Annotated in this window: 13 protein-coding genes and 1 tRNA gene; 5 read left to right on the top strand and 9 right to left on the bottom strand. The window is 33.4% G+C overall.

All coding sequences use genetic code 11. The features are described from left to right. Positions 1–40 precede the first annotated feature (40 nt). The 3 genes from DMB71_RS00925 to DMB71_RS00915 form a co-directional block, all read right to left on the bottom strand. A tRNA-Met gene (locus tag DMB71_RS00925) sits at positions 41–113 on the bottom strand. A 91-nt stretch (positions 114–204) separates the two neighbouring features. After that, positions 205–729 (bottom strand): DUF4269 domain-containing protein, encoded by a 525-nt coding sequence (locus DMB71_RS00920; RefSeq protein WP_111362865.1) that lies wholly within the window; start codon positions 727–729, stop codon positions 205–207. Beyond that, positions 722–2,254: a glycosyltransferase family 39 protein gene (locus DMB71_RS00915; protein WP_111362863.1), complete on the bottom strand. Its 1,533-nt coding sequence runs from the start codon at positions 2,252–2,254 to the stop codon at positions 722–724. Before DMB71_RS00915 ends, DMB71_RS00920 begins: the two co-directional genes overlap by 8 nt. A 232-nt stretch (positions 2,255–2,486) precedes the next feature. Here DMB71_RS00915 and DMB71_RS00910 point away from each other — a divergent pair, with 232 nt between their 5' ends. Next, positions 2,487–2,906, top strand: a complete 420-nt coding sequence (locus DMB71_RS00910; RefSeq protein WP_111362862.1) for a hypothetical protein — start codon at positions 2,487–2,489, stop codon at positions 2,904–2,906. A 90-nt stretch (positions 2,907–2,996) separates the two neighbouring features. Here the strand turns inward: DMB71_RS00910 and DMB71_RS00905 are convergent, their stop codons facing one another. Next, on the bottom strand, positions 2,997–3,542 hold the full coding sequence (locus DMB71_RS00905; protein ID WP_111362860.1) for a DUF4494 domain-containing protein: 546 nt from the start codon (positions 3,540–3,542) through the stop codon (positions 2,997–2,999). A gap of 374 nt (positions 3,543–3,916) precedes the next feature. Between DMB71_RS00905 and DMB71_RS00900 the strand changes: the two genes are divergently transcribed. Then, positions 3,917–4,159, top strand: a complete 243-nt coding sequence (locus tag DMB71_RS00900) for a hypothetical protein (RefSeq protein ID WP_239452888.1) — start codon at positions 3,917–3,919, stop codon at positions 4,157–4,159. A gap of 28 nt (positions 4,160–4,187) precedes the next feature. Here DMB71_RS00900 and DMB71_RS00895 read toward each other — a convergent pair whose 3' ends face one another. Together DMB71_RS00895 and DMB71_RS00890 are read right to left on the bottom strand one after the other, a co-directional pair. After that, positions 4,188–5,126 carry a hypothetical protein gene (locus tag DMB71_RS00895; protein WP_111362873.1) on the bottom strand — a complete coding sequence of 313 codons (939 nt, stop codon included), beginning with the start codon at positions 5,124–5,126 and terminating at the stop codon, positions 4,188–4,190. Positions 5,127–5,214: 88 nt separating this feature from the next. Then, positions 5,215–5,754: a helix-turn-helix domain-containing protein gene (locus DMB71_RS00890; RefSeq protein ID WP_111362871.1), complete on the bottom strand. Its 540-nt coding sequence runs from the start codon at positions 5,752–5,754 to the stop codon at positions 5,215–5,217. Between the two features lie 190 nt (positions 5,755–5,944). Between DMB71_RS00890 and DMB71_RS00885 the strand changes: the two genes are divergently transcribed. Further along, positions 5,945–7,411 (top strand): glycoside hydrolase family 130 protein, encoded by a 1,467-nt coding sequence (locus DMB71_RS00885; RefSeq protein ID WP_111362857.1) that lies wholly within the window; start codon positions 5,945–5,947, stop codon positions 7,409–7,411. A 1-nt stretch (position 7,412) separates the two neighbouring features. On the opposite strand, the gene DMB71_RS00880 is transcribed toward DMB71_RS00885, so the two are convergent. Further along, a complete protein-coding gene (locus DMB71_RS00880; protein ID WP_111362855.1) occupies positions 7,413–8,189 on the bottom strand; it encodes a TIGR03915 family putative DNA repair protein in 777 nt (258 codons plus the stop codon). A 5-nt stretch (positions 8,190–8,194) separates the two neighbouring features. After that, positions 8,195–9,451 carry a putative DNA modification/repair radical SAM protein gene (locus DMB71_RS00875; RefSeq protein ID WP_111362853.1) on the bottom strand — a complete coding sequence of 419 codons (1,257 nt, stop codon included), beginning with the start codon at positions 9,449–9,451 and terminating at the stop codon, positions 8,195–8,197. 293 nt (positions 9,452–9,744) lie between these two features. Here DMB71_RS00875 and DMB71_RS00865 point away from each other — a divergent pair, with 293 nt between their 5' ends. Further along, entirely contained in the window at positions 9,745–9,990 is a 246-nt protein-coding gene (locus DMB71_RS00865) for a hypothetical protein (RefSeq protein WP_111362850.1), read from the top strand. A gap of 61 nt (positions 9,991–10,051) precedes the next feature. Here DMB71_RS00865 and DMB71_RS00860 read toward each other — a convergent pair whose 3' ends face one another. Next, entirely contained in the window at positions 10,052–11,629 is a 1,578-nt protein-coding gene (locus DMB71_RS00860) for a tetratricopeptide repeat protein (RefSeq protein WP_111362849.1), read from the bottom strand. A gap of 434 nt (positions 11,630–12,063) precedes the next feature. On the opposite strand from DMB71_RS00860, the gene DMB71_RS00855 reads away from it, so the two are divergent. Next, positions 12,064–13,290 (top strand): DcaP family trimeric outer membrane transporter, encoded by a 1,227-nt coding sequence (locus tag DMB71_RS00855; protein WP_239452887.1) that lies wholly within the window; start codon positions 12,064–12,066, stop codon positions 13,288–13,290. The last annotated feature ends 31 nt before the right edge of the window (positions 13,291–13,321 follow it).

Here is a 13,321-nt window from a genome sequence, read left to right as displayed (position 1 = left end):
AAAGGGACAAAGAAGAAATTTTCCTCTTTGTCCCAATTAGTAGCGGGAACAGGACTCGAACCTGTGACCTTCGGGTTATGAGCCCGACGAGCTGCCTACTGCTCTATCCCGCGATGTTTCGGGTGCAAAGATACACACTAAATACGGTTATGCAAACAATTTTTGTACTTTATTTTTTATAATTTTTCTAAAAGACGATTTTTCTTAGATTTTATAATCCAATAATTCTTGGTAAACGTTTCCGTTTAAGCCTAATAGCAAGCCAAATGCAGGTTCGGTTTTTATGCCGCTTTCTTTCAGTTTTACGATCTCTAATCTAAAGTTTTCGTCTTTAGAACGTAGAATTTGGTCTTCAATAAGCATATGTCTGTAACCATTTTGAAGTTCTGTTGGAACATTTTGTCCGAAGATTTCTATCTCGAAAGTTTCAATAAAGAAGTTCGCAACAATAGATTCTTGATTGTCAATTACGATCTCTCGAATAGAAAAGTGGTTTTCTTTTTCGAACAAAGACTTAATTCTTTCAATAAAATCAGATTTGTTTTTCCAATAACAGACAATATCCAAATCGCTGTTTTCAACATCAATATTAATCGGAATCGTGCCAACTAAAATAGGATCAAACTCGGCAAGATTTTCTAAAACTTTGTATTTGGTTAAAATATGGAAAGCGGTTTGTTGTTTTAGATTTCCGTTTTTTAAATAAGATATGTATTTGAAATTAATCATTTATGATCTTGTTTTTTTCTTCGTTGATTTCCTGCTCTAATCTTTTATTGATGTCGATTTTTGCATTTGTAAAAACAAAAATCGTAGCGCGGTATCCTCTAGAATATTGATTTGTGACTTCACCGCCAATAACCGAAGATTCAAAAAACGGACTTGTTTCTTTCATTTCTTCTTCATTTTCTTCAAAATCCTTAACACGAATCAGGTTTTTGTATCTAATGCTGAGGTCAAACCAATTGAGATAATCAGCGTTGAATGAAACGGCTTTGATTCCTTTTTTAGAATAATAATTAATCGCTCCAGCTTGTCCGTAATTATCGCATAGTACAATAGTTTCTTTTTGGTTAGGCAATACGGCGTAGAGCGAATCTGTTTTTCTGGCCAATTCTTTCCAACCCAACATGTCGGCAAAATCCTGAGGCAAATGATGGTCTTTTCCGTCTTCCCAACGTAGCATTCCCATTTTTTTGTATTTCTCTGAATGCGCTACCATATATTCAGGACTTTTATTTGGAAAAGCAATGTCATACATCGGAATAAAAAACAATAACGGAATCAGAATAAAAATAGGTTTTAGAAAACGTTTCCATCCGCTGTTTAAGATTTCAGATAAAAATACAGATCCAAAAGCGATATAAATAGGATAGAGTCCGATAGCGTAATAGGCTTTTGCTTTGAAGTAAATAAAAATCAAAAGCGTGAAAACAAACGTTGCAAAAAAGAGCTGGTATTTTTTGAAAGGCTGATACAATAAAACGGCATAAAGTCCAGCTAAAATCACCAATAATCCGCCAATAAAAAAGAGAATTTGTTCCTTTAGGAAATTGGCTCGATCGACATTGACCAATTGGGTTTCTGCCAATTCTTTCATATGATGCACAATCGGAAAATGATTGCTGTACTGCCAGTAAAGATTTGGCACAATTAATATTAAACCTAAAATCAAGGCAAAATAAAACTCTTTTTTTGCCAGTATTTTTCTTTGTTTAGAAAGTAAAATTGCAGGAACTAATCCGAGGAATAAAAATACGATATTGTATTTGTTCAAGAAACCAAAGGCAAAAACGACGCCTCCGATATAAAGCCATTTTTTGTTTTCAGAAGTAATGTATTGTATTAAAACATAATAAAATGCTGTCCAGCATAAAACGTCAAAAGAGTTCGGCTGATACAGTGTATTTAAACGAAGCAAACACGAAAGCAAAACACATAAAGCGCCTAGAATTAAAGCATATAGATTTCCTTTTAAAAGCTCGATGGCTTTCCAGACAATCAGAAGTGTCAAAGCGCCAAATAGAGCAGGGAAGAACTTGATCCAGAAAACGGAATTTCCGAGAAGCAGAATAATATACGAAAACCAAGAGGTTACTGGCGGAACCGATAAATAGCCCCAAGCCAAATGATTTGCTTGATCGAGATGAAGATATTCATCGCGCTGCAAATCGTATTCTGGACTAATTAAAACATATTGAAGAATGAATTTTAAAATGATAAACCCAATTAAAATAAGTGTCTTTTTGTTCATGTAGATTTTGGTTTCTTAGTTTGGTTTTGCTTTTGTGCTGTAAGTGGTTTCAAATTAACGAGTAATTCTGTAGCTAAGATAGAACTTATTTTGATTTTTGAATATCGGGAATGTTTCTAATTGAAAATAATGTAAAGTGCAGGTATTTAGATATTTATGGTTTTAAAATATCAATTGAATTTACATTTTTATTACCTTTAGTATCAAGCAAATAACTTTAAAAGAAAATACCATGAAAAAGAAATTATTGATTTTAGTTGTCTTTTTAGGGACAATTTCATTTACAAATGCACAAAGTATAGGAGATGTTACAAAAGCGGCGAGTAAGGCGTCGACAGCAGCAGTACCTAGCTTTGATGTTGCTAGTTTAGCAAATCAGGTTATGGGGGTTTTATCTCCAAAATTAAAATTAACCGATGCTCAAAAACCGATTGTGAATTCATTGGTAAATGAAACTCTCAATAAAAAGAAGAATATTTTACCAACGATGGCTACAGACAAGGCGGGTTATACTTCTAAAATGACCACCACTAGAGAGTCTTTTATATCTAAAATGAAAAAGAATATCAGTCCGACACAATTTGATGCGCTTACTTCTTTATTGCCAAAATCAGCTTCGGCAGTAACTCCATTGGCAAAAATGCTTTATTAAAAATGGTCTAAAATAAAAAAGCAAAATAGAATTCTATTTTGCTTTTTTATTTATTGTCAATTTTTTAGAAAAAATCTTCAATCTAAGATTTTATTCCTCAACAGTTTCAAATTCCATGTGGTCGATGATTTCTGCTTCTGGCTTTTCTGGTTTAGATGCTTTCAGTGCATTAAATCTTTCCAACATTTCTGTTTCGTCTTCTTCACCGCTGAAATAAGGGAAAACATCCATAATTGGTGTTTCTGTAATAGCCGGAATAGAATATTCGCCCATTGTATTTTTCATTATGTGAAGTGTGTTGTCATAAGCTTCGCGAACATCATTTGCTTGGACCAGCATATACATGCTTGTTTTTCTTTCCTTACCGCTTTCTTCATCGTAAGCGATTAAAGTGATTTTAGATTTAAACCATCTATCAGCATTTTCAAAAGGATGAATTTCGGCATAATTAGCCACTTTGATAGCCGTGATTTTAAATTCTTCACTAGTATAAGCGGCCATTTCCTCAGTCATTCTTTTTTCAGCTTCTGTATAAGACAAAGCATCGACCAAATAAGGCTCGGTTAAAACTTTTTGTCCTCCAGTTTCATCTGTTTTTCTATATTTTACTTTGCATTCGTACCAAACTGCGCTCATCTCTTTTAAAATTTTAAGGATGCCAAAGATAAATTTTACAGCAGAAATAATAGTTAAATCTTGAAATAGATATTCACAATTTTAGATGATTTTGTTTAATGTTTTGAAAATCTGAAAGTTGTGTTTTTTACTGAATAATTTGAATTTATTTTTCATGTTTTCAATGTAAAATACTGTAAAACAGTTGTTTGTTTTTTAAACTGAAATAGTATAGAAAAAATATGAATTTTCTGAAATCCAAATAATCGATTTATTCGTAAGTACCAATAATAATGGCTGGGAATGGAGTTAAATTCAAATGGATATTGGTTTTTGGAGCATATTGAATTTTCGCATTTCCAGCTATTATTTTTATCATTATTAAAAATAAAAGATTGGGAAAATTAAACGTTCAGAAGTTAAAAGAGACTTTAAAATATCTGGAAAGCAAACAGCGCGAATTAAAAAGACAAGATCAAAATGACACGCGAAGTTTGGAATCTATGATTAAATATTTGAAAAAAGATATGATGGAACAGCACGATTTGTCTGAGCATCATCAATTGATAAAACAAGAGATCAAGGACACCGAAATTTTTATTGAGAGCGTCAAAAACATCATCGAAATCAATTCTTAAAACAGTCTAGTATTGCAGAATTTTACTTCTATTCCAATTTAAATTTTTCGTTTTTGCAGTCTAAAATCAATTTGTGGTTTAGGAAAAGTTTGTTGCCAATCATTCCTTGCATTCCAGAACGTTTCATTAAGAATTTTTGAAGATCTGAAGTGCCTTCGATATAAGTAACTTCAGATATATTGATTGTCATTTTTCCAAATTGTATTTTCTTTTTCGCGGCAGCGGAATAAACACTCAATGTATTTCCCCACGAATTTCCTTTTTCGGTTTTTATCTTGCTGTTTTTAATGCGGTATTGTTGCCAGATTTCTTTTGTTGTAATGAGTTCATAACCGCTAGTTCCAGAATCGTACAACAGTTTTAGTTTTTCATTTTCGATAGCTGAAGGAATAAGAATTTTACGTTTTTTAAATTCAAAATCAGTAAAATCATTTTCCTTTATTTTTTCGATGAAAGAACATTGATTGCTTTTAAAATCTAAAATAGTAATTCGTTTTTCTAATAAATCTGTTCCAATTGTACCGATTATATTCACGGTTTTTAAATCGTCAAAATTTATTTTTTCGCCATAATTTAAAACTTCAAAATCATTTGAAACCACATTCATATTTGCAATTCTAAATGCAGCGGAAATCGAGGAGTTTTCATTATCAATTTTTAACTGATTTTGAAACTTTTCAGCAATTGATTCTAATGATTTTTTGTAGAAAACCGTAATAGGCGAACCTGAATCAAACTGCATGTAAAATGTTCGATCGATGCCTTTTATTTTTATCGGCAAAAGCAAAGCAGAATTAGGATTTTCATCGCTGGATATCCATTTTATTGGAATGCTTTCGGCAACTCCCGAAACTTTCAAATAGTTTTCTGGCGGAGTAAATTTCTTTTGAAAATAAAAATATCCTCCCACTAAGAATAAAACAATAATAACTAAAAATACGGATGCAATTTTCTTAAATAATTTCATAGTCTGTTTTTTTTGCAAGATTCGGATTTCGATTCCGATTTTCGTGCAAAAACACTACGACAGTTTTACGTCATTTTTATGACTGGTGTTATAAGAAGTTGTTTTTCAGTTTTATGGCTAGTTCTTGTTTTTGGTTTAAACTGATTCCATTTAGAAAAACAATCAGGAGTTTTAGGCTAAGAAATGCAATTAAAGGAATAATAAAAAGTGGAAATTTTAAAGTGAATGAGTTTTGAACAAACGGACTTACAATCATTAAAACCGAAAGAATAAGACTTAAAACAATTTGAAGGCCTGCAATTTGTTTTCCTAATTCTTTGTTTGCAGAATCTTGGGTTTTATAAGTTAAAATTAAAGGAAAAATAACGCTTCCAAACGGAATAATAAGTCCTGATAAAACAGAAAGATTAATGAGTTTGGCTCTTTCTATTTGGATATTTTCTTTTTTGATAATAAGGTTTTCAGCATTAGTTTCTAGAGCTTCGGCAATAGTTTTAAGAGTAAAACCTTTAAGAATATTTCCAGCTTCAATTCTCTGAATGGTTCGCAAAGAAAGACCCGATTTTTCGGCAAGTTCATTTTGAGTCATGTTTTTTTCTTCTCTCAAAAATTTAACTTTATTCTTCATTGCTTTGAGTTGCTGATATAAAGACGAAATTAAGAAAAAACTTTTGATGAAATGAGCGTAAAGAAAACCTTCAATTATAGACCAATTCAAAGTTTTAATAAAAAATTAAGTTTTTTACTTTAACAAAAATTACTAACTTGTTGTGTAATAAAAGATTCCTTAATGTTATTGCCATAAAATTTTCCTAGTTATGCGAGTATCCGTTGTCAGAAAAAATATAAAGTTTGTTCCAGATTCAAGAAGAGTTGTTGCCCGATATTTCATGAATGGTCAGGAAAGGACCCAGCAAATGGTACTTCGGATAATGATGCTGGATGAGAAACAGGTGTTGCAGACTTTGGAGCAGACACTTCGCGAATTTGCCAGAAGGCATCGAAATATATCGGCAGTTTTTTTTAGACACTGTGAAAGAATTCGTCCCATAATAGAAGGAATGCAGATTGATTACGAAACTATGTCTCTAGACCGTAAAATGCTTATTGGGTCGTATTGCACGATGGAATATGCCATAGAATCAGCCGCGATTTTTAATCCGTCAATTGTTGAAGATTTTGATCAGACTGGGTTAGAAATGGGAGAAAAACGAGTTATTATTTCCTTTCGCGCAACGGGAGAAGGTCATATTTCTTCGATTGTTTTTAGAAGAGCCATTTTAGATCGTGATAATAATCTGCACATCATGAAAATAGGAAATCATATTGATCAGGCAGAAATCGAACATAAAACATTATTTAATAAAGAACGATTTTTGACCAAGCTGTATGAAATGCATACAACGGATAAATATATTGCTCAGATTATGCAGGATCTTCCAGAAGAATTTGAATTTGCTGTTCTGAAAAATATGCTGATTGAAGCGTTAAAAGATCCTTTGATTCGTGAAGAAAGAAAAGTTGCGCTAGAAGAAATTTTGTGGTTGGCGAATTCTTTTTACGATTTGCAGTTCAAACATGATTCGGATATAACGGAACGTGTCATATTTCCTATTTCTGATTCGGAGAGCCGCGGAATAGAAGATGCGCGCTTTGTGCGTTTTGTTGATGATAACGGTTCAGATCGCGTTATGGCAACGTATACAGCTTATAACGGGCACACAATTTTGCCGAAGCTAATTTCTACCGAAGATTTTTATAGTTTTAGAGTTATGCCACTTCATGGAGAAGGAGCGCAGAATAAAAATTTAGCTCTGTTTCCTCGAAAAATAAAAGGGAAATATGCTATGCTAGCCAGAATTGATGGTGTAAACAATTACATTATGTATTCTGATCGCGTTACACAATGGAATACACCAGTTTTACTGCAAGAACCGCGTTTTACTTGGGAGCTGACACAGATAGGAAACTGCGGGTCACCGCTTTGGACAGAAGAAGGCTGGCTCGTAATTACACACGGAGTTGGAGCTATGAGACGTTACTGCATTGGTGCATCATTATTTGATCTGGACGATCCTTCAAAAGAAATAGGACGATTGACAGAACCTTTGCTTTCTCCGTTGGAAGACGAGAGAGAAGGTTACGTGCCGAATGTGGTGTATTCGTGCGGAGCGATTATTCATAACAATAGTTTAATTCTGCCTTATGCCGTATCAGATTATTGTTCAACTTATGCTGTCGTAGATATGGTTGAGTTGCTTGATGCGCTTAAGAAAAGTAAATAAATTATCTTTTGTTGAGGTTTGGAATTTTCTCCGTCAAGTTTTTCCAGTATCGTTTTGGCATGTGTTTGATGTGAAGTTTGGTGTTTTTTCTCGATTCAATATTGACACTCTTAAAATAATTACGCCATAAATTCTCGAAAAACTCTTCGTTTTCATCATTTATTTCGGCTAGAAAACCAGAAGAAGGATTTGACTCAAACTGCATTTCAACAGTCGAGACATTTTCAAGATCATAGTAAATTCCATATTTGCGTTTTGAATCATAAATTAGCCAGCGTTGATCTGCGTAGCGGTTTTTAAAATGCTGTTCGATAAGCGATAGAACATCACAATCGGGTTCTATAATGGCATAATATAATCCGTCTTTTGTTAGTTTAAAACGAACAAAAGCTTTCATTCTATGGCTTTCTTTTCCAGTTAAATGCGCAGCTTTTTTTACATTTAAAACCTCGCTTCGGCTCAAATCTCCTTCGATATTGATTGTACTTGAAAAAACATATTCGACAAATCGAAACATGATTTCTTCAATCTGATCCATCTCAGATAAAAAAGCAAAATATAGGTTGTTGAAACCGTGATGCGAAAGCCGTTGCTCCAAGCCATTCAAAACACGATTTGCTTTAGCAGTATCTGTTATTACAAAATGCGTACTGGAGAAAAGCAACGTATTTGAAGTTTCTTCTTGGGCAAAAACAACATCCTTTAGTTTGTATTCGTAAATTTCAAAAACAGCTGTAAGCCAGCCTTCATAACTCCCATCATAAATAATCTGTGTCATTTGAATTAGAATAAAGAAAGCTGGTTCGAAAAATTATTCTTGTATTTACTGTTCTGTAAATTCAAAATCTGATTTTTTATTTGAATGGGAGTCAGGTCTTTCTGTAAATAAAAAGGCGAAGAAAAAGCCAAAAAATATTTTGAACGACTGTAAGCAATTCCTAATTTTTTTAAGTCTTCGGGCTGCAATTTTTTGAAAGTTCTTGCAGCAACAATCTTTTTCGCACTCAAAAAACCTATTCCGGGAATGCGCTGAATTAATTCTAAATCTGCCGTATTAATATCAACCGGAAACTGATGTAAATTTCGCAGTGCCCACCCTAGTTTCGGGTCAATATCTAAATCAAGATTTGGCTGGTCAAATCCCACAATTTCGTTTACATTAAATCCGTAATAGCGAATTAGCCAATCGGCTTGATACAAACGGTTTTCGCGAATCATCGGAACTGGAGTGCCAATAGCGGGAAGTCTGTTATCGTAACTTATGGGCACGTAACCAGAATAATAGACACGACGCATTTTCATTTGTTCGTAAAAATAATTGGCCATTCCGAGAATTTCCAAATCATTTTCTTTTGTTGCACCAATTACCATTTGGGTGCTTTGTCCTGCAGGAGCAAAAAGCGGTGTTTTGTAATTAGTTTTTTTCTCTTCTTGATAACCAATAATCTCATTTTTTAGATATTGCATTGGTTTGATTACGTCCTTATGGTTTTTATCGGGAGCAAGCAGTTTCAGGCTTTGTTCTGTCGGCATTTCGACATTTACACTCAAACGATCGGCATACATTCCAGCTTCTTTTAGTAGTTCTTCGCTAGCGCCAGGAATTGCTTTTAGATGAATGTAGCCATTAAAGTTTTCTTCCAATCGCAGTTTCTTTACAATTCTTACCAAACGTTCCATCGTATAATCGGGATTATCAAAAATACCTGAACTAAGAAATAGCCCTTCGATATAATTTCTTCGATAAAAGCCTATTGTCAAATCGACCACCTCTTGAACAGTAAAAGCTGCACGTTTAATGTCGTTGCTTTTTCGACTCACACAATATGCACAATCAAAAATGCAATGATTGGTGAGCAAGATTTTTAGAAGAGATACGCACCGTCCATCTTCGGTAAAGGCATGGCAAATTCCGCCTCCAGTATCTCCTAAACCTTTGTTTTTGTTTTTTCGAGTGCTTTGTCCCGATGAGCAAGAAACATCATATTTGGCGGCATCTGCTAAAATTGCCAATTTATCCATCACTCTTTCCTGTATCATGCTGCCCTTTTTTAATTGTTTTTGAAAGAAAAATTCATTCTTTCAAAACTAGGAATTCATGCTAAAAAAGGAGCGAAATAAGCTGTTCTAAATTGTATCATTTTTTTTTGGAAGGTTATTTTTACATTTAAAAAAAAACTATATTTAAGATTCAAAAAACAGGTATAAATACGGGGTTGTAGATTGTCAAAACTTTTTACATTCGCCGAAATAGAAAAACTGATTTCCCCCCTCAACATTGGTTTTTCAAATTTAGAAGTATTAGCAAATATTAGGAACAAACGGCTAAAACAATGAAATTTGTAAAAGGACAAGATGTTTCCTACACAGCATTGAGTGGGATATCTTACAAGGGAACCATTATCGAAAGAAAAATGGATTTTAAAAAGGGGCTTATAATAAAATCGACTTCAAAAGAAAGAGATTTTCATTATCTCATAGAGATACAAAAAAACGGTACAACCGAGAAAATTCTTTGTGCCGAAAATCACCTTAAATTATTAGAAAAGAAAAAGCGAGTGGCAAAAAAAGTGGCATAAAAAAACTACGCAAAGCTTATTGGCTTAAACTCTTCATAGTTTTTTTATTCTTAATAAAGAGTTACATTCCCTCTTTTAGCCCAATTCTTTTTAAGCTGTTTATTATTCTAAAAACAGTTTCATCTGAAAACATAAAACTGGAAAGAGTTTCTTTTAATTCTGTTGCCGTTTGGGGTTGTAGTTCCAGAAGGTCCTTTAAGTATATTTTAGCTTTCGCATCTTCACTTAACAGAGATAAAGACACAGCTTTAAGCAACGGATCCCAAATGGTTTCGTTAAAATCCATTTTTTCTGCCCAGTATAAAGACTTCTGATATTCTTTTTTATGGATATAGTAATAGCAATATCCAACATTAATCCACCATGGGTGCGCAGGATTTATGTGGGTTGCATTTTCTAATAAATTAAAACCTTTTTCAAAATAGCCTGCAAAAATCAATATACAGCCTATTCCTGAAGAAATGCCAGAAGAGTTAGGATTTATTTTTAGGCATTGTTCTGCTGCCGAAAGACAGTTGTCCTGATCCTTTTTAAAACAATTTATAATTGCCAAAGCATACCAAGCCTGCTGGCAGTTAGGATCTATATTTAAAGCTTTTGTGATGCAATGACTGCTTTTTTCGATTGTTTTTTTGCAATTCTCTAATCCCAAGGCAATAGAAGCCAACTGCATTTCGCTTAGCATTGCCCATATAGTTGCGTTGTTTGGGTCTAATTCTACCGCATCAGATAAATTAGACAAAGCGTTAGCATAATTTTCGATAGAATAAGAGCGCTGATATTCGTGATAACTGCAGATTGCTCTTAAAATACCGGTGTTATTTGAAATTTTAGATGGCGCAGTTTTCACCATTTCGTTAAAAATGACACCATAATAACCGCCCATAGAAGTTACAATATCCTTTACAATTTCATTTTGAATTCTAATGCCATCGTCTAGAGTAGCAGGGGTAAACAATTTGGTCAATATAAACTTTCCTGAGGATGAATTTATCAAGTTGATTCTGATTTGCAGTTTGTTGCTAATAATTTGAATATGTCCTGTAATAATAAAATCTGCTCCAACAAGGCTGGCAGCTTCTAGAACATTTTCATTGATTTTTGTAATGATATCAGAATGGAAATGGCCAATTATAGAGAAATCCTGAAAGCGAGAAAGTTCTGCACTGATTTCTTCAGAAAGAATCTGTGAAAAGGCCTCTAAGTCTGGACGATGATCTATTGTTTTAAAAGGAAAAACTGTAATTACAGGATTTGTTTTACTGATGCTAACTTGTGTATCGGCAGGTCGCATTTTGTTATTATGAATAAATTCTGGGACATAGCCGCCTTTTGGGACATGAATAATAAGCAGATTATTTTTTCCGTCTGTAGAATAATACTCATGAAGTAATTTTCTTAATCGGCCAGCATGAATGCGAACCATAGCATCATCATGAGGATTAAAATGAGTAGGCCTGCTTAAAGCGTTTACAGCTATGGAATATTCCTTGATAAATTGCTGCCTTTCGTCTATAGTTTCTGTGACGATATAGCGAAGAAAATTGCTTAGTAATGTTGAATTCTTAAAAGAATAAAACTGTAAAACATTTTCCAGCTCATCATAGATTTTATCCGAGGGGATTTTTTTTATATCCATAATAAAATTATTTGAAAATTATTAATGTCAAAAAAAAGTCACTGGGGCGTATAAAATGTTAAAGACCAATTGTTTATGAAGACATAAATTTATGAAAATTTTTAACATGTTAGTATTATTAATCTGATATTTTTAACCGTTAAATGTAACGGTTAATAACTCTAATTGTGCCGTTGTATTACTTATATTTGTTTGATAATCAAATGAAAGACTGTGTTTTATCTATTTTTTTAACAAAAAAAGACTGTATTATAGTGTTGAAATTTTTGCATTCCGATAGTAGAACTTTTAGAATCAGATAAAAGTTTTTGAGGTAAATAAAAATTCGTGCTGAGAAATATCGATTTTTTAAAATAAAAATGACTTTATTTTAGACCAGGACTGCAAAAATCAGATTAAAAGTTGTATCCCATAATAAACAAACTATAATCATTATGAAAAAAAGATTTTTGCAAATGACAATTATGAGGTACTGTGTCTTCATAATTTGTTTTTTCATTTCTGCTTTTGTTCAGGCTCAAGATGAAGGGAATAAAAGCATGGAAATCTACGGTTTTATTATGACCGATGTCGGTTATAATTTCAATCAGATACAATCAGATTGGTACGATGTGGTAAGGCCAACTAAACTGCCTGCTTTTAAAAACGAATATGGGCCAGATGGCAGTTATTACGCTTCTGTACGTCAAACTAGATTAGGTTTTAAAAATTACTTTGACACAGGAATCGGAGAATTAAAAACTCATTTTGAGTTCGAATTGTTTGGTACAGGTGTCGATGCTGGGCAGACTACTTTTCGTCTTCGTCATGCATATGCCGAATTAGGAAAATTTGGAGCAGGTCAAACTTGGAGCCCTTTTATGGATATTGGCGTATTCCCAAATTCGCTAGAATATTGGGGACCAACCGGAATGGTGTTTTTTAGAAACATTCAAATACGCTACATGCCAATTCAAGGCGATACCCGTTTAACCATTGCATTAGAAAGACCAGGAGCAAGTGCCGATCAGGGAGATTATGCAAATCGTGTCGAACTGCAAGGAGTAAAAGCAAGATTTCCGCTGCCAGATCTTTCGGCAGAATATCATCACGCCACAAAATGGGGGTATATTGAATTAGCTGGTATAGTTAGAAAAATCGAATGGAAAGACCAGAATAATGACCAATATAATTTGTCCGGAGATGCAGTAGGCTGGGGACTTAATTTAAGTACTAACATCAATTTTAGTAAAAATGATGTTTTTAGAGGTCAGGTTGTATATGGCGAAGGAATACAAAACTATATGAATGATGCTCCAGTTGATATAGGCATCAAAAATAATTTTGGCAATCCAGTAACTCCTGTAAAAGGTGTTGCACTTCCTCTAGTTGGTGTTGTTGCTTTTTTAGATCATACTTGGAGTGACAAGTTTAGCACTGCAGTAGGGTATTCTATGATCGATATTGACAACTCAGACGGACAGACAGATGATGCTTTCAAAAAGGGACAATACGTTCTTGGAAACCTTTTATATACTCCTGTAAAAAATTGTATGGTCGGAGTTGAATTTCAGTGGGGTAACCGCGAAAACTTCAATGATGGTTGGAGTACTTCAATAAATAAAATACAGTTTTCTTTTAGATATAATTTTTCGCAATCATTTTATAAAAGAAATCAGTAAAAGCCTTTTGTTTTTTAATCAATAAAAAAAA

The organism is Flavobacterium tistrianum (genome assembly GCF_003254545.1).
GTDB classification, from domain to species: domain Bacteria; phylum Bacteroidota; class Bacteroidia; order Flavobacteriales; family Flavobacteriaceae; genus Flavobacterium; species Flavobacterium tistrianum.
This window is presented reverse-complemented; position numbering and strand designations above follow the sequence as displayed.

What these genes read in the sequence shown, in the direction of transcription:
- DMB71_RS00920 (WP_111362865.1), bottom strand. Translation starts at nt 729, where the DNA reads ATGATTAATTTCAAATACATATCTTATTTAAAAAACGGAAATCTAAAA.
- DMB71_RS00915 (WP_111362863.1), bottom strand. Translation starts at nt 2,254, where the DNA reads ATGAACAAAAAGACACTTATTTTAATTGGGTTTATCATTTTAAAATTC.
- DMB71_RS00910 (WP_111362862.1), top strand. Translation starts at nt 2,487, where the DNA reads ATGAAAAAGAAATTATTGATTTTAGTTGTCTTTTTAGGGACAATTTCA.
- DMB71_RS00905 (WP_111362860.1), bottom strand. Translation starts at nt 3,542, where the DNA reads ATGAGCGCAGTTTGGTACGAATGCAAAGTAAAATATAGAAAAACAGAT.
- DMB71_RS00895 (WP_111362873.1), bottom strand. Translation starts at nt 5,126, where the DNA reads ATGAAATTATTTAAGAAAATTGCATCCGTATTTTTAGTTATTATTGTT.
- DMB71_RS00890 (WP_111362871.1), bottom strand. Translation starts at nt 5,754, where the DNA reads ATGAAGAATAAAGTTAAATTTTTGAGAGAAGAAAAAAACATGACTCAA.
- DMB71_RS00885 (WP_111362857.1), top strand. Translation starts at nt 5,945, where the DNA reads ATGCGAGTATCCGTTGTCAGAAAAAATATAAAGTTTGTTCCAGATTCA.
- DMB71_RS00880 (WP_111362855.1), bottom strand. Translation starts at nt 8,189, where the DNA reads ATGACACAGATTATTTATGATGGGAGTTATGAAGGCTGGCTTACAGCT.
- DMB71_RS00875 (WP_111362853.1), bottom strand. Translation starts at nt 9,451, where the DNA reads ATGATACAGGAAAGAGTGATGGATAAATTGGCAATTTTAGCAGATGCC.
- DMB71_RS00865 (WP_111362850.1), top strand. Translation starts at nt 9,745, where the DNA reads ATGAAATTTGTAAAAGGACAAGATGTTTCCTACACAGCATTGAGTGGG.
- DMB71_RS00860 (WP_111362849.1), bottom strand. Translation starts at nt 11,629, where the DNA reads ATGGATATAAAAAAAATCCCCTCGGATAAAATCTATGATGAGCTGGAA.
- DMB71_RS00855 (WP_239452887.1), top strand. Translation starts at nt 12,064, where the DNA reads ATGAAAAAAAGATTTTTGCAAATGACAATTATGAGGTACTGTGTCTTC.